The 19,424-nt window shown below is 70.4% G+C and carries 19 protein-coding genes and 2 pseudogenes; 8 read left to right on the forward strand and 13 right to left on the reverse strand.

Translation table 11 applies throughout. The features are described 5' to 3' along the window. Positions 1–234 precede the first annotated feature (234 nt). On the forward strand, positions 235–540 hold the full coding sequence (locus A4R44_RS38665) for a BMC domain-containing protein (RefSeq protein ID WP_067592412.1): 306 nt from the start codon (positions 235–237) through the stop codon (positions 538–540). On the opposite strand, the gene A4R44_RS38670 is transcribed toward A4R44_RS38665, so the two are convergent. From A4R44_RS38670 to A4R44_RS38705, 8 genes are read right to left on the reverse strand one after another with little or no spacing between them, the layout of a single operon-like run. Further along, the gene (locus tag A4R44_RS38670; RefSeq protein WP_067592415.1) at positions 537–2,678 is read right to left on the reverse strand and encodes a helix-turn-helix domain-containing protein; all 2,142 of its coding nucleotides are present in this window, start codon (positions 2,676–2,678) and stop codon (positions 537–539) included. The two genes, A4R44_RS38665 and A4R44_RS38670, sit on opposite strands and share 4 nt — an antisense overlap. An 18-nt stretch (positions 2,679–2,696) precedes the next feature. Then, on the reverse strand, positions 2,697–3,728 hold the full coding sequence (locus A4R44_RS38675; protein WP_067592418.1) for an alcohol dehydrogenase catalytic domain-containing protein: 1,032 nt from the start codon (positions 3,726–3,728) through the stop codon (positions 2,697–2,699). Beyond that, positions 3,728–4,972: a malate dehydrogenase gene (locus tag A4R44_RS38680; protein ID WP_093575292.1), complete on the reverse strand. Its 1,245-nt coding sequence runs from the start codon at positions 4,970–4,972 to the stop codon at positions 3,728–3,730. The genes A4R44_RS38675 and A4R44_RS38680 overlap by 1 nt, the downstream gene beginning before the upstream one ends. After that, the gene (locus A4R44_RS38685) at positions 4,969–5,598 is read right to left on the reverse strand and encodes a BMC domain-containing protein (RefSeq protein ID WP_067592421.1); all 630 of its coding nucleotides are present in this window, start codon (positions 5,596–5,598) and stop codon (positions 4,969–4,971) included. Before A4R44_RS38685 ends, A4R44_RS38680 begins: the two co-directional genes overlap by 4 nt. Then, positions 5,595–6,422, reverse strand: a complete 828-nt coding sequence (eutJ, locus tag A4R44_RS38690) for an ethanolamine utilization protein EutJ (RefSeq protein WP_093575291.1) — start codon at positions 6,420–6,422, stop codon at positions 5,595–5,597. Before eutJ ends, A4R44_RS38685 begins: the two co-directional genes overlap by 4 nt. Further along, positions 6,422–7,810, reverse strand: coding sequence for an aldehyde dehydrogenase family protein (locus A4R44_RS38695; RefSeq protein WP_067592423.1), 1,389 nt, complete (start codon positions 7,808–7,810; stop codon positions 6,422–6,424). Before A4R44_RS38695 ends, eutJ begins: the two co-directional genes overlap by 1 nt. Before the next feature lie 13 nt (positions 7,811–7,823). Beyond that, positions 7,824–8,150: a BMC domain-containing protein gene (locus A4R44_RS38700; RefSeq protein WP_067592795.1), complete on the reverse strand. Its 327-nt coding sequence runs from the start codon at positions 8,148–8,150 to the stop codon at positions 7,824–7,826. 32 nt (positions 8,151–8,182) lie between these two features. Continuing rightward, positions 8,183–8,476, reverse strand: a complete 294-nt coding sequence (locus A4R44_RS38705; protein WP_067592425.1) for a EutN/CcmL family microcompartment protein — start codon at positions 8,474–8,476, stop codon at positions 8,183–8,185. A gap of 222 nt (positions 8,477–8,698) precedes the next feature. Here A4R44_RS38705 and A4R44_RS38710 point away from each other — a divergent pair, with 222 nt between their 5' ends. Genes A4R44_RS38710 through A4R44_RS38720 form a run of 3 tightly spaced genes read left to right on the forward strand, consistent with a single transcriptional unit; the run spans position 8,699 to position 11,365 of the window. Then, the gene (locus tag A4R44_RS38710; RefSeq protein WP_067592427.1) at positions 8,699–9,685 is read left to right on the forward strand and encodes a hypothetical protein; all 987 of its coding nucleotides are present in this window, start codon (positions 8,699–8,701) and stop codon (positions 9,683–9,685) included. A 2-nt stretch (positions 9,686–9,687) separates the two neighbouring features. Continuing rightward, positions 9,688–10,623: an HAD family hydrolase gene (locus A4R44_RS38715; RefSeq protein ID WP_095213877.1), complete on the forward strand. Its 936-nt coding sequence runs from the start codon at positions 9,688–9,690 to the stop codon at positions 10,621–10,623. A gap of 1 nt (position 10,624) precedes the next feature. After that, entirely contained in the window at positions 10,625–11,365 is a 741-nt protein-coding gene (locus tag A4R44_RS38720; protein WP_067592435.1) for a tyrosine-protein phosphatase, read from the forward strand. 423 nt (positions 11,366–11,788) lie between these two features. On the opposite strand, the gene A4R44_RS38725 is transcribed toward A4R44_RS38720, so the two are convergent. The 4 genes from A4R44_RS38725 to A4R44_RS38740 all read right to left on the reverse strand — a co-directional run bounded on the left by A4R44_RS38725 (position 11,789) and on the right by A4R44_RS38740 (position 16,871). Beyond that, positions 11,789–14,299 carry a pyruvate, phosphate dikinase gene (locus tag A4R44_RS38725; protein ID WP_067592443.1) on the reverse strand — a complete coding sequence of 837 codons (2,511 nt, stop codon included), beginning with the start codon at positions 14,297–14,299 and terminating at the stop codon, positions 11,789–11,791. Next, positions 14,296–14,916, reverse strand: a complete 621-nt coding sequence (locus A4R44_RS38730) for a hypothetical protein (protein WP_067592445.1) — start codon at positions 14,914–14,916, stop codon at positions 14,296–14,298. The genes A4R44_RS38725 and A4R44_RS38730 overlap by 4 nt, the downstream gene beginning before the upstream one ends. A 65-nt stretch (positions 14,917–14,981) precedes the next feature. After that, positions 14,982–16,412, reverse strand: a complete 1,431-nt coding sequence (locus A4R44_RS38735) for a hypothetical protein (protein ID WP_067592465.1) — start codon at positions 16,410–16,412, stop codon at positions 14,982–14,984. Positions 16,413–16,454: 42 nt separating this feature from the next. After that, the gene (locus A4R44_RS38740; protein ID WP_067592468.1) at positions 16,455–16,871 is read right to left on the reverse strand and encodes a PEP-utilizing enzyme; all 417 of its coding nucleotides are present in this window, start codon (positions 16,869–16,871) and stop codon (positions 16,455–16,457) included. 311 nt (positions 16,872–17,182) lie between these two features. On the opposite strand from A4R44_RS38740, the pseudogene A4R44_RS52850 reads away from it, so the two are divergent. The 4 genes and pseudogenes from A4R44_RS52850 to A4R44_RS49685 all read left to right on the forward strand — a co-directional run. Beyond that, positions 17,183–17,410, forward strand: a pseudogene (locus A4R44_RS52850) (AMP-binding protein); the annotation flags it as partial. Positions 17,411–17,420: 10 nt separating this feature from the next. Further along, positions 17,421–18,050, forward strand: a pseudogene (locus A4R44_RS51355) (AMP-binding protein). Positions 18,051–18,125: 75 nt separating this feature from the next. Continuing rightward, entirely contained in the window at positions 18,126–18,401 is a 276-nt protein-coding gene (locus A4R44_RS49680) for an AMP-binding protein (protein ID WP_067592472.1), read from the forward strand. After that, on the forward strand, positions 18,382–18,843 hold the full coding sequence (locus tag A4R44_RS49685) for a hypothetical protein (RefSeq protein WP_198545625.1): 462 nt from the start codon (positions 18,382–18,384) through the stop codon (positions 18,841–18,843). Before A4R44_RS49680 ends, A4R44_RS49685 begins: the two co-directional genes overlap by 20 nt. 188 nt (positions 18,844–19,031) lie before the next feature. On the opposite strand, the gene A4R44_RS48585 is transcribed toward A4R44_RS49685, so the two are convergent. Further along, positions 19,032–19,214, reverse strand: a complete 183-nt coding sequence (locus tag A4R44_RS48585; protein WP_157905109.1) for a hypothetical protein — start codon at positions 19,212–19,214, stop codon at positions 19,032–19,034. Positions 19,215–19,424: the final 210 nt, after the last annotated feature.

Consider the following 19,424-nt stretch of genomic DNA (forward strand, 5'->3'; position numbering starts at 1 on the left):
ACCGGGCGCCCCCTCTGACACCCGGACCTTAAAACTCAAGCTCAGGGACCCCCTCACATACGTCCGACCGGGCAGTCTCGCCAGGCGGGGCTCCGCAACGCGCTGACGAGCACCACTACCGCATGCGTTCGTGCCGACAATTCGGCGGGAGTCAGTTATCCGGCCGGGACAACGCGGCTCGCTGCCCGCGTCTCTACCGTGAAGGCAGGAACATCGACGCGATGAGGAGTCGAAATGGCAGAGACCGTGCGGTCCGGCGCGCTGGGTTTGATCGAGACCAAGGGGCTGGTCGGCGCGATCGAAGCGGCCGACGCGATGGTCAAGAGCGCCAACGTCGAACTCGAGGGCTACCGCACACTCCGCAATGGGCAGGTCGCCGTGCTCGTGCGTGGTGACGTGGGTGCCGTCAAGGCCGCGGTCGACGCTGGGAGCGCGGCCGCCGGAGCGGTGGGCGAACTGTACGCCTCGCACGTCATCCCGCGCCCGCACGGCGAGACCGAGGGTGTCATCGGCCAGGCCGTGACCGGGCTCGGCTCCTAGCCCGCGGCGGCGTCTTCGGGGTCCTCCAGCGGGCGGGTGACCTGCAGCAGGCGCAGCGCGAAGTCGGCGCGCACGCGGTCCTCGTGGCGGGCGAGGTCGAGCCCGGTGAGCTGCTTGATCTGCTCCAGGCGATAGCGCAGCGTCTTGTAGTGGACGAACAGGCGCTCGGCGGCGACTCGCTGAGAGCAGTTCGCGTCGAAGAAGGCCCGCAGCGTGCGTACGAGTGCGCCGTTGTTCTCGCGGTCGTAGGCGACGAGCGGGCCCGTGAGTTCGTCGACGAACGTCTGCAGGTCGGGGTCGTCGCCGGAGCCGAGCAGGAGCCGGACGATACCGAGTTCTTCGTAGAGAAACGCGTTCTCGCCACCGAGGCGGCGTGCCGCGGCCAGTGCGGTCTTCGCCTCGTTCAAAGCGCTCGGGAGATCGACCACGTCTTCGTGCGCCCGGCTCGCTCCCCAGGTCGCGCGCAGCTCCGGCCAGTCCCCTCGGAGGGCAGTGGCGAGCTCGCCGACCAGGTCTTTGACCGCGGTCCGGTCGACGTTCACGGCGATGCCGGTGATCAGGTTTCCCCGCAATGCCGACAGGGCGACCACGTGATGGGTGTCGACCGCGCGGAATCTCCGCAGCACTTCACGGCGGACGCGGTCCGTTTGCGAGGTGTCCCAGCCGCTCTCGGCCGCGATTTCCTCCAGATTGTCGATGCGTCCGTAGAGGACGCGGAGCTGCCCGCGCAATGCGACGTTGAGCTGCTTGGCGCGAGTTCGCGCGGCGATGCGGTGTTCGACCGACCCCTGGAGCAGGTCCCACAGCAGCTGTTCGAGTTCCTCGGCGCGGGCACGGCTGGCGGCGTGCTCGCGCAGCAGCGTGAGAGAGCACGCCATCGCGACCTGGCCGACGATGACGTCCATCATTTCGGCCGAATGCTCGGCCGGGATGATGGCGGCCGAACCGACCTGGTCGCCGTCGGCGTAGATCGGCTGCAACCAGGCCGTGGCCGTGCTGCCGTCGGTGAGCGTTACCCGGTGGCGGCCCGGGGTCGTCCTGGTGGCCGCGGTCGACGGCAGCTTGCTGGTCAGGCTGCGGCCGCCGCAGGCGGCGACAAGGTTGCCTTCGGGTCCGTAGATGCCGATCCGGCAGTCGAGCTCGGTCGCGACCGTGCGGGCGATGGCCGGGAGACCGACGCCGGAGAGCACGGTCGCGAGCAGCTTCTGCTGCAGGCTGGACGAGCGCTTCAGCACCGAGACCTGCCGTTCAAGGGCGTCCCGGGTCTCCTTGAGCTGTTCGACGGCGTTCGCCTGCCGGTCGTTCAGCCGGGCGTTGTCGATCGTGATCGTCACGAAGTCGGCGAGGGTGACCATGCGCTGCACGTCCCGGTCGGTGAAGACCGACGGGCGGCGGCGCCACACCTCGAGGACGCCGATGAACTCGCCCTGCAAACGCAGCGGGACAGCGAGGGCGGAGAGCGTCTCCTCCTTCTCGGCCAAAGACATGAAGTCGTGGCTGATCGTCTCGTCGGCCAGGTAGTCGTCGACCTTCGACGGTTCGCCGGTGAGGAAAACCAGGCCGGCGACTCCTTGGCCGCGGGACATGCGCAACCGGGCCGTCTCGACGGCCCGGTTGCCGACGCAGGACTTCATCGCGACTTCGTCGCCGTCGACGAGCATGACCCCGCAGATGTCGGATTCGAGCAGGTGCAGGGTGCGATCGGCGATCGACAGCAGCACCTGGTCGAGGTCGCGCACCGTGAGGAGCTGCCCGACGACGTCGCGAAGGGCGTTCATCTCCTCCCCGGCTTGCTGGGCTTGCTCCCGGACCGCGTCGATGGCCAGGGCGGCGGCCAGCCAGGCGCAACCCTGGCGCAGCAGCGTGGTCACCGCACTCGACGGCTGCTGCGGGGAGCACCAGCGCAGGGTGGCGTTCGCGCAGTCGACCCGCTGCCCGCCCGGACCGGCGGGTGCGGGACCGGCGAGCAGGCAGTCGCCCGTCATGACCGCCACGTCCGCGCCGAGGGCGGCCGATGCTGCTTTGGCAAGGGCGGGGGCGGCGAGCGAACTGGTCGTCGCGGGCTTGGTCAGCAGAGCGCGGAGAGCGCCGGTCGCGTCGGCAACGGCGATCCGTTTCTCCGCACGTGACGGCGTCATTGCCGTTACCTCCAAGCTTTACAGCCTGATCAATGCCTTGAGCGTACGTCGTTCGGCCATTTGCCGGTACGCGTCGGGCGCGTCGGCGAGGAGAACCGTCGCCGAGGCGACCACCGCGGGATCGATGGCGCCGGCCCGGACGAGGGCGAGGATGTCGTCGCCGTCTCGCAGGAAGTCACCGATGACGAACCGCAAGGTCAGCTCGTCGGCGAACGCCTGGCCGGCCGGCAAGGGCCAGCTCTTCGCGGGCAGCCCGACGGAGACGATGGTGCCCCGGCGGCGGACGAGCCCGAACGCGGTGTCGAGACCGGGAGCGCCGCCGATGGCGTCGACGACTACGTCGGCACCCCGGCCCGCGGTCACCCGTTCCACCAGTTCACGGGCATTCTCCGGGGCCGCGGTGAGCGCCCCCTCGGCGGCCGCGGCCGCGCGTCGCGCTTCGACGGGTTCGACGAGAACCACGGTTCCGGCACCGCACGCCTGCGCGGCGAGGCTGGTCAGCTGCCCGACCGGGCCGCCCCCGACGACCACGGTGGTGTCTCCCGGGCGCAGCCCGGCGCGCTGGACCGCCGCGTGCGCGGTGGCGAGGGTGTCGCCGAGGAAGACCGCGGCGTCGGCACTGATCTCTTCGGGAACCGGACGCAGCGCAGCGTCAGCGAAGGGGACGCGGACCAGCTGGGCTTGTGCTCCGGCCAGCTCCGGCCCGAACGAGGTCCCGGTGCCGAAGAACTGCCGTCGCGGGCACTCCCAATGGTCGCCGCGACGACACCACCAGCACGTTCCGCACGCGGTGAAGTCGCCGCCGGCCACCCGGTCGCCGACACGGTGTGCGGACACGCCCGCGCCGGCGTCCACGACGCGGCCGGTGAACTCGTGGCCGAGCACGAACCCAGCCGGAAGATGCTCGCCGTCGGCGATCAGGTGCAGGTCGGTGCCGCATACCGCGGCACGCTCGACCTGCACGATCGCGTCGGCCGGGTCCTTCAGGACCGGATCGGGCACGTCGGTGACCTCGACCCGGCCGAGCCCGGCGTAGACGACGGCCCGCATCAGGACACCGCGGCGAGCTGGCGGAGCCGGTCCTTGATCCGCGTGGCGGCGTCGCGCAGCGCGCTCAGCTCGTCCGGCGTCAGGTCGAGTTCGACGATCTCCCGCACTCCGCCGCGGCCGAGCCTGACCGGCAGGCCGACGTAGACATCGCGAATGCCGTAAGTGCCGTCGGCCAGCACGGCGGCGGGCATCACCTCGCCGGTGTCGCGGGCCATCGCCAGCACCATCCGGGCGGCCGACATGCCCGGCGCCATGAACGCGCTGCCGGTCTTGAGCAGGCCGACGACTTCGGCTCCGGAGCCGCGCGAGCGGTCGACAACCGCGTCCAGGGCGGCGCGGTCGACCAGCTCGGTCAGCGGCCGGGCACCGCTGCGTGCCTGCGAGAGCGGGATGACCATCTCTTCGCCGTGGCTCCCGAGCGCGACGGCGTCGATGCCGTCCGCGCGGCCCGCGCCCGCGAGGGCGGACAGCGCCTGGAAGCGAGCGGTGTCGAGGACGCCGGCCATGCCGACGACGCGTTCGGCCGGGAAGCCGGAAGACCGCCAGGCGTGCTGGGTCATCTCGTCGAGGGGGTTGGTGACCACGACGATGACCGCGTCCGGCGAAGTTCGCGCGACTCGCTGGGCGAGATCGCCGACGATGGCGGCGTTCGTGCTGACCAGGTCGGAGCGGCTCATGCCGGGCTGGCGCGGGCGACCGGCGGTGATCACGACGTAATCGGCCGGACCGGCGTCCTCGACGGCGCCCGTCCCGCGCACCCGCGTGGCGAAGCAGCCGAGCGCGGCGGTGTGGGCCAGGTCGAGCGCGACGCCGGCCGCACGGCCCTCGTCGATGTCCACGAGCACGATCTCGTCGAACAGGTCCGCGCCGGCGAGCCGCAGCGCGGTGATCATCCCGACGTGCCCGGCGCCGACCACGATCACCCGGCCGGTGCCTCCCCCGCCGGCGGCCAGGCCCTGCGGCAGCGGGGCGCCGCGACGGAACAGCGCGCCGGACGGCGGCCGCATCGCCGGCACCGATCCCCTGCCCGAGGGAGGGCGGGCGGCCGGCGGTGCGTTCCGGGACGGTGGAGCCGCCGGTGGGGGTGACACCGGCGGCGCCGGTGGATTCGGCGCGGCCAGGACGATGTCGATCCCGAGCTCGCGAGCCCGTTCCCGCGCGAGCGGGGTCACGAGGTCCTGCTGCCCCACCCGCAGGGTGCCCGCGCTCGCGGCGTCGACGTCGCCCGCTCCCCAGACCTTCATCGCTTGTCCTCCCTGCCGTGCATGTCCTCAAGCGCGGCGACCGCCGCGTCCCGGGCCGTCTGCACCTCGCTTTCGCTGCCGGACAGGAACATCCGGCCGAACCGGCCGACGGCGCGCAGTTCGATGACGGTGATCGCCGCGGCCTTCTCCGCCTCGTTGGCGGCGACCGAGATGTAGGCGGCCGGCGCGACCTCCATGACGAACAGGCTCTGCCCGGGCAGCAGCATGCTGCCCTTGCGCCACTTGTTGAGCAGCTGAGCCTGGTAGGGGTGCACGTTGGTGATGAACTGCGTGGAGGCGATCGCCGGCTTGATCCGGTCGGACTCGGTCATGCCCAGCTCGTCCAGGATCGCCTGGCCGGACGCGAGAACCTCGGCCTGCTGCTCCGAGTGGATCTCCAGCAGCCCGAACTCGCGCTCGATGATCTGCAGCGCCGGGCGCACCCCGGCGGCTTTGAGCGCGATGTCCGCGGCGCGGAACACCTCGTTGCCCGGCGCCATCTCGATATAGAGCTCGGCCATTCCGGCCAGGGGGACGTCGCCGGGGCTGGTGGCGGCGATGTGTGCCGCGCATTGCGGCTGCATCCGGTCGACGAACGCGTACGTGCGCAGTGTGGGCCCGCTCATGCCGCCGACCTCGCGATCCCGAGCGGGGTGATGAGCAGGGCGTGCGGATAGGTCATGACCGGCCTTTCCAGGTACTTGGCCAGCACGTCTCCCGCGCCGGCGATCATCAGGGCGCCACCCGCCAGGTACAGGGGGAGTTCCTCGGCGCCTGCGGTCATCGCCCGCACCGATTCGGCGATCCGCTGCAGGCCGGGCACGAGGATCGGCAGCGCCTTTTCCGGGTTTTCCCGCTTGTACGCTTCGGCGTCCTCGACGCTGACCGCCAGGGCGCCGGCGAGCATCAGGTCGAGGTGGTGACCGCCGCCGGCCCGGTCGTCGAGCGCGACCAGCTCGCCGCCGCGGAACACCCCGGTCCCGGTCGATCCGCCGCCGACGTCGACGACCACCCCGTCGGACACCTCAAGGGTCCGCTGGGCGGCCGTGACCTCGTCCACCAGTACCGCGTCCTCGAATCCGGCGGCCTCGCAGACGTAGGTGCAGGCCTTCGCGTCCTTCTCGGGGATGCACGGCGGGTACGCGGTCGCGGTCGAGGTCAGCGCCGTGCCGAGGACTCCCTCGGCACGGCCCTTCAACCGCCGGACCGTCTCCGCGGCACGGGCGAAATCGACCACGACACCGTCGCGCAGCGCGCCGGAGGGGTAGCTGTCCACCCAGACCGGCTGGTCGTCGCCGTCGAGCACGACGAGCACGCAACTCGCCGTGCCGAGGTCGACACCGACCCGCAGGGTGTCCGCCGAGACCTCCGCGGGCGGCCGGGCAGCACACCGCGCGCCCGCCCGCAGCAGCTCGACCACAGAGCCCGAGGTGTTGGCGACCGCCGGCATCACAGCTCCACCGGGTCGTACACGGTCCGCCAGGGGCGCACCTCGTGGGCGATCCGCTTGATGTTGATCAGGTGCAGCGGGGTGACGTTGTCCGAGCAGATCGAACCGCTCCATGTGCCGGTGCCCAGCTGGAAGGACGGGTCGACGTCGGTGGAGTAGCCCATCCCGCCGAACAACGCCGGGGTGTTGATCACGATCCGGCCCGCGGGCAGCGTCCCGAACGGCGCGATCTCGGCCGGATCTTGCGCGTGGACGGCGCACGTGTGGCCTTCGCCGCCGAGCGCGAGGATCTCCCGGCAGCGCCGCCGTCCCTCCGCGGCGTCCCGGACCCGGTAGACCGACAGCACCGGCCCCAGGATCTCGCGGGAGAGCAGAACGTCCTCGCCGACCTTGTCGAGCTGTGCGGCCAGCACCCGGGTCCCGGCCGGCACACCGAAGCCGGCCAGCTCGGCGAGCCGGGCGGCGGTCTGCCCGACCGCGGCGGGCCGCAGCCCGCCGCGCTCGTCGAACAGGACGCGAGCGAGCGCGTCTTGCTGCCCGGCGTCCAGGAACACCGCTCCCCGGGACTGGAACTCCCGGGAAAACTCCGGCGCCACGGCCTCGACGACCACCACCGACTGCTCGGCCACGCACGCGGTGCCGTTGTCGAACGACTTCGACGTGATGATCATTTCGGCGGCTTCGCCGACGTCGGCCGCACTCGCTCCGACATAGGCCGGCACGTTGCCCGCTCCGACGGCGATGGTCGGCTTTCCGCTGGAGTAGGCCGCGCGGACCATGCCAGGCCCGCCGGTGGCCATCACGAGAGCGATCTCCGGCCGGCTCATGAGCTCGGCGGTGGCCGGGAGAGTGGGGTTCTCCAGACACGAGACGAGCCCGTCCGGAGCACCGGCCGCGACCGCGGCCTCGGCCATGATCTCGGCCGCACGCAGCGTGCACTTGGCCGCGCGGGGGTGCGGGGCTTGCACGATCGCGTTGCCGGACTTGACCGCGGCCAAGCTCTTGAACAGCGCCGTGGAGGTGGGATTGGTGACCGGGATGATGCCGGCGATCACCCCCATCGGCACGCCGACCGCGGTCACCCGCGACGGCTCGTCGACCCAGAGCACGCCGACCGCGCGGCGCTCGAGCATCCACTTGGCGACGAATCCGGTGTTGTACCGGTTCTTGTAGATCTTGTGCTCGTAGACCCCGTAGCCGGTCTCGTCCACAGCCAGCCTGGCCAGTTCCTCGGCCGCTGCGGTACCGGCCAGCGCCATCGCCCGCACGTAACGGTCGAGGGTCTCCTGGTCGGTGCCCTCAAGCTGGTCGAACGCGCGTCGCGCGGCCCGGGCCTTGGCCCGGACATCGGCCAGACCGGCCAGGTCGGCGTCCAGTGAGGCGGTCATGGGCGGACCCCTCTCAGCTCTTGGGGCGGGTCAGGATCGCGAGGATCCCTTCGGTCTCGTCGTGCGGACGCGGGATCACGTGCACCGAGACGACCTCGCCTGCCTTGCCCGCGGCGACCGCGCCGGCGTCGGTGGCGGCCTTCACCGCACCGACGTCCCCGCGCACCATCACGGTGACCAGGCCGCCGCCGATTTCGCGGTGGCCGAGAATCTGCACGTTGGCCGCCTTGACCATCGCGTCGGCGGCTTCGATCGCCCCGACCAAGCCCTTGGTTTCGATCAAGCCGAGCGCCCCGCGCAGCGCGGGCGCGCCACCGGCGGCGGCCGTCGTTGTAGCCATCCGTTCCTCCTGGATTTCCGTGTTCGCTCCGGTCACGCCTTCTGGTACGTGACTTCTCCCGCGCGGACGACCGAGTCGACGATCGCCACCACTGCCCGGTCCGTGGGCACGTCGGGACCGACGGCGGCTCTGGCCGCGCCCCCACGCGCGACGAGCACGACCTCGCCGGTTCCCGCACCCGATTGGTCGACCGCCACGTACACCGCGCCGCCCGGTTGTGTGACATCGGCATCCACAGCGTCCTGCACCAGCAGCAGCGTGAAGAGGCCGAGCTTCGGTTCCTTCACGGTCGCCACGACCTGACCAAGCACTGTCGCGAGCTGCATGCCCGGTCACCTCCGTTGGCGCGGATCGCGGCGCGACGTGAACGCTCCGCCTGTGAGCCAGGACAGTAAGAGCGAGAGTGTGGTCGCGGCCCTATCCCCGCGGGACAACATCACCGGGGCCCGCTGTCTCCGCATTCCCTGGCCCGGGAGCGTTCCGCACGGGATGGTGCTCTTGACGCTCGGCACGACTGTCCGCACCACCAGGGCCAGGAGGGTTCACCGGTGATCCGTCCCGAAGACGCACAGTTCCACCCGCCGACCAGCGAAGACCCGTTATGGGCCGAAACCAACTACTTCGGCCTCTACGCCGGCCAGGACACCGCGACGCCGGTGAACATCGGCGTCTACGGCCTCTTCCGCGAGCCCCTCGGCGTCGCCGGTTCGACAGTGTCGGTCAACAGCAAGCGCGTGACGACGCCGTGGTCCGCCGACTACTGGGACGCATGGGAGCACCTGGCCCTGCCCAAACCGGGCAACCTGCTGCACTACGAGCTGGCCAACGGCCTGACCGTCGACTGCGTCGAGCCCAACCAGATCTGGGACGTCGCCTACACCGACCCGGCCGCCCAGCTCGACCTGCGCTTCCGGTTCTCCGCGCTGATGGAGCCCTACGACATCAACGACCCCGGCCAGGACCCGCTCGCCGCCGGCCGCGACATGGACCTCACCTGGGGCCACGCCTACGCCGGGCACTTCGACCTCACCGGCCGCGTCGAAGGGGAGATCTCGCTGCGCGGCGACCGGCTGCCCATCGACTGCGTGTCCACGATGGACCACAGCTGGGGCGTCCGCGCCGAGCGGCAGACCTCCCGGCTGAGCTGGCTGCACGCGCACTTCTCCCCCGAGTTCGCCGTGCACGCGCTGTTCGACTTCACCACCGGCACCGGCCCGGACGCACCCGGACCGCTGCAGCTGACCCACGGCTACGTGCTCGACCACGGCGAGGTCTACGGCCTCAAGGCCGGCGAGGGGACGACGTGGCGCTCCGGGTTCTATCCCGAACGCGTCGAGCTGCGCGTCACCGACTCCCGGGACGAGACCTTCGAACTGCGCGGCTCGGCGCTGACGACGTTCCCGTGGCAGGCGTGGCCGGGCACCGTCGGGCACAACAGCCTGCACCGCTGGACCTGCGACGGAGCGACCGGGTACGGCGAGATCATGGACTTCATCGGCCTCGGCGAACTCGGCGCCGCCTACAACAAGGCCTGATCATGGCAGCCCCGACACGCCCGGTACGGGCGGTGCTCTTCGACCTCGACGGCACGCTGGTCCAGACGAGAACCGCGTCCTGGGAGATCTTCTCCCGGATCAACGACCGGTTCGACCTCGGCGTCGACAGTCCGCAGCGGTACTACGAACTGTTCCAGGGCAATGTGTTCGAGTCGATCCGCCGGATCTGCCGCAATCAGGCTCACGCCGCGGCAGTCACCGACGCGTTCCTGGCCCTGCTGCGCGAGGACTATGCCCCGCCGCTGGTTCCGGGCGTGTCCGACGTCGTGCGCACCTTGGCCGGGCACTGCACGCTGGCGGTGATGTCGTCGAACGCCATGCAGGTGCTCCGGCGCGTGCTGACCGACAACGGCCTGGCGTACTGCTTCGCTCACGTCTTCGGCGGCGACGTCGCCCCGGACAAACGCACAGCGATCACGTCCTTCCTCGCCGACGCGGGCAGCGGGTTCGGCCGGCGGTGTTCGGCCGACTACGACGAGACCGGAAAGGTGCTCCCCCCGGACCCCGCCGCCACTGTGCTGGTGACCGATACGGCGGGCGACGTACGCGACGCGCTGGCCGCGGGCATCCGCGCGGTCGGAGTCGCCTGGGGCATGCACGGTGTCGAGGAACTGACCGCCGCGGGCGCCGAGTTCGTCGCGCTGTGGCCACAGGAGCTTTCCGCCCACCTTCTCGGCGATGCCGCCGCGGCGGGGCCGGTCGGCGCGTGCGCGCTGCCCGCGACAACCGCAGCACCAGCTCGGCCAGGAGGTTGCGGGTGCGGCTGTGACGGCAAGGACCAGACGCAGCCGTCGGTGGCGGCGCGCCGGCAGCGTCGTCGCACGGCGGTCGCTTCCCTCGCCGCTCCAGCCCCGATCAGCTCGGCGGTGCCGGACGAGCTTCTGGCTGCGATCGTTCGAGTCTGCGAAGGGGCTTGACATGCCGTTCGATCTCTCCCCCGGCTTGACCGGCGCGTACAACTTCCGCGATCTCGGCGGACTGCGCACCGGCGATGGACACAAAGTCCGCGCCGGTGCGCTGTTTCGCAGCGACACCCTTCAGGCGCTGACCGAGCAGGACGCCGCCAACCTGGTCGACGCGCTCGGCGTCGAGCTGATCGTCGATTTGCGCGGCGGAGCCGAAGCCGTCGAACAGGGCCGCGGGCTCCTCGCCCGCGCGGCGGTCTGCTACCTCAACGCCCCGCTGCGCGACGCGCCGGTGACCGACCTGGACCCCGCGGAGCAGACGCTTCAGTTCTACCTGCAGACGTTGACGGCCTCCGGCGCGATGCTGACGAACGTGGTGCGGTTCCTCGCCGCGCTGGCGGGCCGGCCCGCGGTGTTCCACTGCGCGGCAGGCAAAGACCGGACCGGTGTCGTCACGGCCCTCGTGCTGTCGCTGCTCGGCGTTCAGCGCGAGGAGATCGTCCGCGACTACCTCACGACGCAGCAGAACATGCCGCGCATCGTCGAGCGGTTCCGGCGATGGCCCTACTACCGCGACCACATGGCCGCGGTGCCGCCCCAGCTCTACCAGACCGACGAGAACACCATCCGGGCGTTCCTCGACCACCTCGACAAGCAGTTCAACGGCGCCAAGGGGTGGGCACGCACCCGCGGCGTCCCGGACGAAGTGATCGATCGCCTCAAGGCCGGCCTGCTGCAGACCGCCGCACCCTGATCGCGCCCCGGGCGGGTTCAGCGCCCCGTCCAGCCGGCCAGAAGTGCTCCGGCCGAGCGAGACTCCCGGCTTCGTCGTCACCGCTCAGGCCGTCCCGCGCCCTCGACCCGGGCCGGACCGGCCCGACCGCCGCTTCGAGGGCGGCCAGGCCGGATCACCCGCCACTCCGCGCGGTCAATCCGCACTCGGCCGAACACGACACCTCAATCGATGCCGGCGGGCTGGCGACTTCGCAGGGTCCGTCTTCGAGCGGCGATGCACCGGCTCCTCCGCGGCCGCGATGGCTGTTCCCCCGACGCGCTTCACCCTACCGGCGCAAGAGACAGGCGGAGTCCTCGGCGGCAGTACGCCCAGAACCGCACCGCGGGCAGGCCGATCACCCGCACAGCGCTGGGGTGATCGGCCCCGGGGTTCGGTCCGCCCTCACCCGGCTGCCGCGGCCTTGGCCAGGGCCAGCAGCGCCGGCCGGGTCTCGCCGGCGTCCACGGCGAACCGCCGGAAACCTTTGCCGTAAAGCCCGGCGACCAGCGATTCCGACACCGTTCCGGACAGCCGGACCCCCACGAGGCCGCTGCCGCGATCGGCGAGCGGTGTCAACGCCGTGTCGAGCGACGGGTCGATCCCGGATCGCGGATCCGTGCTCAGCATGCCGCGCTTGACATAGCTGTCCAGCGGCTCCGCCGTGAGCAGCTGCCGGGCCGGGATGCCGAACATCGCCGCCTGCAGCACCCGCAGCTCCAGCCAGATCCGATCGCCCACCGCGGCGATGCCGGCGAAGTTCGCCAGCGCCCGCGGGCTGGTGAGGTACGCCCCCACGCGCAATCCGCTCTCGTCCGGCGGACTCATCTCGTGCAGGGCGACGACTTCAGCCGGGTCCGAGACGTGCCGGATCGCGAGGTGGACCTTCGCGGGCGTCCCGGAGTCGCGGATGGCCCGCCGAAGCCCGGCGAGCTGGGCCTCGACCAGCGCCGGAATGCCCAGTGGCACCGCGAGGGCCGGGTATCGGCTGGTCAGGGCCGTTTGCCGCATCAGCTCGCGGGACTCGTCGGAGACCAGGTCGATGGCGCGTACGCCGACTTCGACGCGGCCGGCCTCGCGCAGCAGCGGCGTGAACTCCGCGGCGACGATGTCGGCGACCGAGCCGAACCGGTCGGCATCGGCTGCTCCGTCCCGCATCAGCGCCTCGACGAGCGCGTCCAGGTGGCCCGTCGCGGCGAGGACGTCGTCGAGGGCGGTCACCAGTCCGTGGGCGCCGGCCGACAGCGCGGTCTCGACATTGCCGGGCAGCGTTACCTTGCCGAAGACCGCGACGTCGGTCAGCTGGCGGCTCGCGGCGTCCAGCAGAGCGCCGAGGGCACCACTGGCCGCCGCGGGCGTTCCGCGTGTGAACTCGCCGGTGAAGACCTCGCCGGTGGCTCCGTCGAGGGAAACGGGCTCTCCCTCGGCCAGGACCTGTCCGTCGACGGTGGCCGTCCGGGCGGCCGAGTCGATCTTCATCGCCGAGGCGCCCACGACGCACACCTTGCCCAACGCCCGCGCGACCACGGCGGCGTGACTGGTGGATCCGCCGGTAGCGGTCACGATGCCCTGGGCGGCGATCATGCCGTGCAGGTCTGCCGGGCTGGTCACCGCGCGGGCGAGGACGACGTCACGGCCCGCCGCGGCCTCAGCCTTCGCTCGATCGGGATCGAGCACGAGGTTCCCGCTGATCTGGCCCGGGCACGCACCGGTGCCGGTCGTCAGCAGCCTCCCGCCGGCCCGAGCCCGTTCCACCTCGTCGGTGTCGAAGCCCGGCCGCTGCACCTGCCGGACGTGCTCGGAGGTGACGCGCGAAAGGACCTTCGCGGGCGAGACGGAGCCGTCGGCGAGAAAGTCGGCGGCGATCCGCACCGCGGCCTCGGCCGTGCGCTTGGCGCTGCGGACCTGCAGGAAGTACAGCGTCGACCGTTCTACGGTGAATTCGATGTCGAGGACGTCGCCGAGCTGTCCTTCCAGTGCCGAGCAGGTTCGNCAGGTTCGCTCCAGCTCTTCGAACACCGGTGCCGGCAGCGCGTCCCGGACCGGATCAGGCGTGCGCGTTCCGGCGACGACGTCCTCGCCCTGGCTGTGGGCGAGGTACTCGCCGAACAAACCCGGTTCGCCGGTGGCCGGGTCCCGGGTGAAGACCACGCCCGACCCCGAGTCCTGGCTGATGGTGCCGAACACCATCGACTGGACCACGACGGCCGTGCCGATGTCGTGCGGGATCCGGTGGAACTCGCGGTAGGTGCGAGCCCGGCTGTTGTTCCACGAACCGAACACCGCCCGCACCGCGCCGGCCAGCTGCTCCCGCGGATCTTCGGGGACCCGCTCGCCGGTTTCGTCCAGCAGACGCTCGGAGCAGGCCGCCCACACCCGGTCGAAAACCGCGCCAGGGTCGTCAGTCGCCTCGATCGCGACGAGATCGTCCAGCGACGTGTCGTCGCCGAACGCGCCGAGGACGATCTCCCCGTACATGGAGTGGAACCGCGCGACCAGATCCGCCACGAACCGGACATCGCCCGTCGCCGCGGCCAGGGCGATCGCAGCGTCGCGGCACACGCCGAGGTTGAGGATGGTGTCCATCATCCCCGGCATCGACACCGGAGCCCCGGAGCGCACCGAGAGCAGCAGCGGCGTCGGGCCGGCGCCGAATGTCTTGCCGGTCGCGGCCTCGAGCTCGGCCAGCCGCGCGTAGACCTCGTCCAGCAGGCCGGCCGGCATGCTGTCTTCCTCAAGGTAGTTCCGGCAGGCGTCCGTGGCGACGATGAACCCCGGCGGGACGCGCAACCCCTGCTGGGCCATGCGCGCCAAGCCGGCGCCCTTGCCGCCGAGGCGGTCGACCGCCTCCGGGTCGGCTTCGTCGAACCGGAGAGTGAACTGCGGGTTCTGCACCGGGTCCGCCTTTCCGCTCATTCGGCGCGTTCCCGGCCCAGCGTGCGCAGCAGGTCCTCGTGGAACTCGAACCAGATGTTGTGGATCGAGTCGGCGGTGGGCGAGGACACGAGCTCGTGTTCGCCGCGGTCGACCGCGTGAGTGGCGGCGGTGAACCGGCGCTGGTACATCGCGAACCGGCGGTCGTGCTCGGCGAGCGCGTCGAGCAGCGGAACCAGTTGCTGGATCAGCCGGCCGAGCCGGAAGACGACCTTGTCGTCGTAGGCCGAATCGGTGTGGGTGTTGGCGATCTTCTTGCCGCCGGCGTCGATCAGCTGCCACGAGGACATCGTCTTGAGGAAGTGCCGGTTCACCGTCTCGAATTTCTCGACCAGCGAGCCGACGAGCGGGTCGGTCCGGACGGAAGCGTAGATCCGTGCCGCAGCGTCGAGGAGCGCGGGCTCGGCCTCGTCGGTGGGCAGAGCCGCTCCCGAGGCCACGGCCACGAGACCTTGCGCGGCGAGGCGCTCGAACGCGGTCTCGACTTCGGCGGTGTCGCGGCCGCTTGCCCGCACGACGGCGGCGGGGGTGGCCATCTTCTTCAGCGTGATGGTGTTGAGAACGTCGTAATCGGTCTTTTCGAGAGCGGCCACAGTCATGTGCGTCCTTTGCCCAGGGGGACGGGGCCGGCGCGCCGGCCCCGTCCACTCGGATACGGAAGGGATCAGAGCCAGCGGTACTTCGATCGGCGCACGTCCGCGCCGTCCGGGAACGGCAGGTAGCCGGCGCCGGAGAAGATCTTGCTGGGCACCGTCTCCTGGGCGAAGCCGCGCTTGGTGATGTCGTAGTAGTAGTTCGCGACGCGCTGGTCGACCTCCCACAGGTCGTAGTCGCGGCAGGCCTTTTCGTAGGTGCCTGCCAGCCGCAGGTGCGGGAGGATCATGTCGACGTAGTAGACGTACTGACCGTTCCAGATCAGGTCGCGACGGCACATCTTCGACGTCTTCGCGTACAGCTTCAGGGTCGCGTTCTGCACCCGGGTCAGGTGGTCGCCGAGGTCGGCGATCTTGATCGGGTAGACCTCGCCCATCGGGGTGTTCCACTTCTCGCGGGCGAACACCGCGCCCCCGACGATGGCTTCGATGTAGTTCTTCGGCCGGGTGAACGTCGTCGAGATGTCGTTGACCCGGATCTCGTTGAGCCCCATCTTCTCCGGGTCGATGGTGAGGGCGAGGGTGTAGCAGTGCGGGAGCTTCTCGTCCTCGCACACGTCGCTCCAGTGGAAGACCTCTTCGTTGACGAACAGGTCCCGCAGGATCAGCAACCGGCCGTCCGGCAGCTCGTAGGGCCCGGTGTCGCCGAGCCCGAGCCGGCAGTCGTAGTGGTCCAGGAAGGACAGCAGTTCGGCCGCGGCGTTGAACTGCGTGAACGCCGAGTGGGCCGGGCTGCCCGCTTCCAGCGGCTCGCTCTGCGAGGTGATCTGCTCCAGGAAATCCGCTTCGTGGATGCGGCAGCGGTAGCGGTCCTGCGAGTTGAGGATGTAGCCGTCCTGCCGCTTGCCCCACAGCACGCGCTGCATGAACTTGAGGATCTCGTTGGACTCGCCGATGTACTCGTCGGGCTTGATCGCCTCCAGCGCGAGCAGGCCGCAGCGGCCCATTCCGAAACCGACCGCGCCGATGGCCCAGTCGTGCACCGCGTTGACCTTCGTGCCGATCTCGCGGCGGGCGGTGGCTCCGATGTCCATGACCCCCTGCGCGCCGACCTCGTCGGTGGTCATCCGCAGGAGTTCCGGCCAGCGGTAGAACTCGTGCATGAACGCCAGGATTTCGTACTCCTGACGCGGAATCATCCCCGAGACGCCTTCGGTGGCGCGCATGACCAGGACGTCCCAGATGTTCCAGGCCAGGTAGTTGTTGAGGTCGTTCAGCTCGTCGATCGTGAACTCGGCGCGCAGGACGTCCTCTTTGGACACCCGCTCCAGCACGCCGCTCTTGGCACGGGCGCGCATCATCTTGTCGCCGAGGATGCCGTCGGTGACCGGTTCCATGCCGACGAAGTTGCCGGTGTAGGTCAGCTCCTGGAATCGGAGGCCGTCGTCGGCGTCTTCGTAGCGCTTCTTGTACGTCGCCTTGCTGCCTTCAGTGGTCGTCATGCATGGACTCCTTCGAGGAAAGCGAAGTGGTTTCGATGGCGATCAGTCGGCGATGATCCGGCCGGTCTCGTGGTCGCTGCAGTCCAGCCGGACCTTGCGGCCGTCGAGCTCCTTCGCGATCTCCTCGAAGTGCGCCTCGTCGGTGTTGCCGACGACGTACCGCGACTCGCTGGCGGTGAGGTGCGCGGTCATCACGCACGGCGTCTGGAATTCCCGGGAGAGGATGCCCAGGTGCGACTCCGGCGCACCCGACATCGTGATCACGCCGATCGCACCCATGCTCAGCGCGGGGGCGAGGAAGGTCGTCGTGCCGCCGCGGACGAGCAGGATGTGGTCCTTGAGCTTGCCGGACTGGATCAGGGAGATCACTTCGGCAGGCGACGACAGGTATTTCACCGTCCCGCTCGGCGATTTCGTCGTATCGAAGACGTTGTAGCCCTCTGCCAGAACCTCGCCCATTCGTTCCTCCTTGAACTGATGGTGTGTCGCCCTCGTCACAGTGCCGCTCAGTGCCCGGCCGGCCGATGGAGCAGGCGGACAAAAGTCTCCGGCGCGGATGTCCGGCTGGGACAAGACGAACCGATCCGCCGCTCACGGTAGGCGGGCGCACGCTGTAGCGGCCCACCCGTTCGGGTGTGCCGCCGGACGCGCGGGTCAGGTCTCCGGTCGTCTCCGAGACGAGGAGGTCCCGTGAACGGTCCAGGTGACATCCCGCGAGCCGCGGCCGCGCGATTCGGCGGCAAGGCCGCGTTGATCACCCGGCGAAGACGCTGAGCTTCGCGGAACTCGACGCTCTCGCCGGCCTTCTCGCACGCGGCGTCCGTCCCGGGCAGCCGGTATCGCTGCACTCCCAGAACCGGCGGGAATGGATCGCCGCCTACCGCGGAGCTCTCCGGGCCGGCGCAGTCGTCGGCCCGGCGAACGTCATGCTCACCATGGCAGAACTGGCGTTCGAGCTGCGGGTCTGCGGAGCAGCCGCCGTGTTCACCAGCACCGCGGGTCGCCGAGCTGAGCCGCGATCTACCGGCCCCGCGGGCCGTAGTCGCCTTCGGCCGAGGCGCGGACGGCGCGCTCGGATTCGACGAGCTTCTCGCGGCCGAGGGCGAACCGCCCGCCTTCACCGCCGATCCGACCGCGCCCTGCACGATCGGCTACACCTCGGGCACGACTGGCCACCCGAAGGGCGCGGTCCAGAACCATCAGGCGGTTCTGCTCAGCCGCGCGCTGACCTCGACGATGCACGGCCGCGACGAACGGGACATCGTGGTCACCGCGCTGCCCGCTCCCCTAGTCTAGGGCGACGTCGCCCTCAACGGGACCTCCCTGGCCGGCGGCACGGTCGTGCTGATGGAACGCTTCGCCGCGGCCGAGGCCCTCCGGCTCCTCACCGAGCACCACGCGACGATGGCCGAAGGCATCCCGGCGATGTACCCGATGCTGCCTGTCCGCCCCGAACTGGACGAGGCCGACCTGTCCTCGCTGACCCGCTGCACCGTCGGCGGTCAGACGATCCCGCTGTCCACCATCGAGCGCCGGCAAACGCGCTCCGGTGCCCCGCTGATCGAGCTGCGGGGCACCCCCACACCCTCCACGCGCAACCGGTGCCAGGCTCCATCGGCGTGGCCCTCCCCGGGCTGAACGTCCGCATCGCCGACGTGGGACACGACGCGCCCGCGGGGAAGCCGGGCGAGCTGATGGTGCGCGGTCCACCGGGTGATGCTCGGCTACCACGGCAACGCCGAGGCGACGGCGGAGGCGATCGAGCCGGACGGCTGGTCGCACACCGGCGACATCGCCACGACGGACGGAACCGGGCACGTGTTCGTGGTCGATCGGCGCAAGGACATGCTCGTCACCGGCGGTTACCATGTCTGCCCGGCCGAGATCGAGCGGGTGCTGGCCGCGCACCCGGCCGTCGCGACGGCGGCGGGCCCGGTCGGCGACGAGGTCCGGGGCGACGGAGGAGGAGTTGCCCGCCTATGCCAGTGAACGCCTCGCCGCCGGCAAACGCCCGCGCCTGGTTCGCTTCCCGGTCGACCTGCTTCCCGCGACGTCGACCGGGAAGATCATGCGCCGGGAGCTGGTCAAGCAGTTCACTCCGCAGGACGGGCACGACGAACGGGACCGCATCGTGGCTGAGGCACCGGAACCGAGCAGCGACCACCTCGTCACGCTCCTCGATCGCAACGCAGAAGCAATGGCGAACCTGACCTCCGCAGACCGGTCCTTCCGCTCCCCTGGTTCGGCCATCATGCCCACGGCCCCCTCAGCCGATGCCCGGTTCCCCGAACAAATCACACGGCCGCCCTCGGCGCGCCCCACCGCTGGCATTGAGGACGATCGAGGGCCACACGGACGGCGCACCATACGCGAAGAAGCAGGTCCGCCCCAGCCCGAAAGTCCCCTTGCCGCCGGCACGACGAGGCCATGATGAGCGCCCTTTCTCTTGCTGCTGCCAGGCCAAGGCGTGGCCATGGGACCAGGGCGAGGAGGGCCGCTCGGCCCGGCGGCGCGGCGAGAACGCGGTCAGGCTCGCGGTGCTGATCGACGCGGACAACGCACGCCCCTCGAACGTCGCAGGGCTGCTCGCCGAAGTCGCCAAGTACGGCACCGCAGATGTCAAACGCGCCTACGGGCACCAACTTCAAAGGCTGGAAGGATCACCTGCTCGCCCAGTCGATCCAGCAGTTCGCTTACACCACCGGGAAAAACGCCACCGACGCCGCGACGGTCATCGACGCGATGGACCCGTTCTGCTCGGGCCGCTTCGACGGCTTTCTGCATCGTTTCCAGCGACTTCACCCTCCTCGCCGCACGCCTGCGCGAATCCGGCCCCACCCGCTACGGATTCGGCGATACGAGACCCGACATGGGCTTCGGCCATCGGTCCGCCAGAGACGAGCAGTGCCGGGCAAGGGTGCCTGGTCTCCTGGTGTGCGGATCGTATCTTCGTCTGCTTCCCGTCAGGAACGTTCTGGATGTCCGCACGGCCGTTGAAATTGCTGGACCCTA

The sequence above is a fragment of the Amycolatopsis sp. M39 genome, assembly GCF_001651785.1.
GTDB lineage: Bacteria > Actinomycetota > Actinomycetes > Mycobacteriales > Pseudonocardiaceae > Amycolatopsis > Amycolatopsis rubida.

Excerpts from the sequence above, each read along its gene's own strand:
- A4R44_RS38705 (WP_067592425.1), bottom strand. The coding sequence starts at position 8,476 with ATGCAGCTCGCGACAGTGCTTGGTCAGGTCGTGGCGACCGTGAAGGAA.
- A4R44_RS38685 (WP_067592421.1), bottom strand. The coding sequence starts at position 5,598 with ATGAGCGGGCCCACACTGCGCACGTACGCGTTCGTCGACCGGATGCAG.
- A4R44_RS38670 (WP_067592415.1), bottom strand. The coding sequence starts at position 2,678 with ATGACGCCGTCACGTGCGGAGAAACGGATCGCCGTTGCCGACGCGACC.
- A4R44_RS38680 (WP_093575292.1), bottom strand. The coding sequence starts at position 4,972 with ATGAAGGTCTGGGGAGCGGGCGACGTCGACGCCGCGAGCGCGGGCACC.
- A4R44_RS38715 (WP_095213877.1), top strand. The coding sequence starts at position 9,688 with ATGGCAGCCCCGACACGCCCGGTACGGGCGGTGCTCTTCGACCTCGAC.
- A4R44_RS38665 (WP_067592412.1), top strand. The coding sequence starts at position 235 with ATGGCAGAGACCGTGCGGTCCGGCGCGCTGGGTTTGATCGAGACCAAG.
- A4R44_RS38735 (WP_067592465.1), bottom strand. The coding sequence starts at position 16,412 with ATGACGACCACTGAAGGCAGCAAGGCGACGTACAAGAAGCGCTACGAA.
- A4R44_RS38700 (WP_067592795.1), bottom strand. The coding sequence starts at position 8,150 with ATGGCTACAACGACGGCCGCCGCCGGTGGCGCGCCCGCGCTGCGCGGG.
- A4R44_RS38730 (WP_067592445.1), bottom strand. The coding sequence starts at position 14,916 with ATGACTGTGGCCGCTCTCGAAAAGACCGATTACGACGTTCTCAACACC.
- A4R44_RS38720 (WP_067592435.1), top strand. The coding sequence starts at position 10,625 with ATGCCGTTCGATCTCTCCCCCGGCTTGACCGGCGCGTACAACTTCCGC.
- A4R44_RS38740 (WP_067592468.1), bottom strand. The coding sequence starts at position 16,871 with ATGGGCGAGGTTCTGGCAGAGGGCTACAACGTCTTCGATACGACGAAA.
- eutJ (WP_093575291.1), bottom strand. The coding sequence starts at position 6,422 with ATGCCGGCGGTCGCCAACACCTCGGGCTCTGTGGTCGAGCTGCTGCGG.
- A4R44_RS38695 (WP_067592423.1), bottom strand. The coding sequence starts at position 7,810 with ATGACCGCCTCACTGGACGCCGACCTGGCCGGTCTGGCCGATGTCCGG.
- A4R44_RS38675 (WP_067592418.1), bottom strand. The coding sequence starts at position 3,728 with ATGCGGGCCGTCGTCTACGCCGGGCTCGGCCGGGTCGAGGTCACCGAC.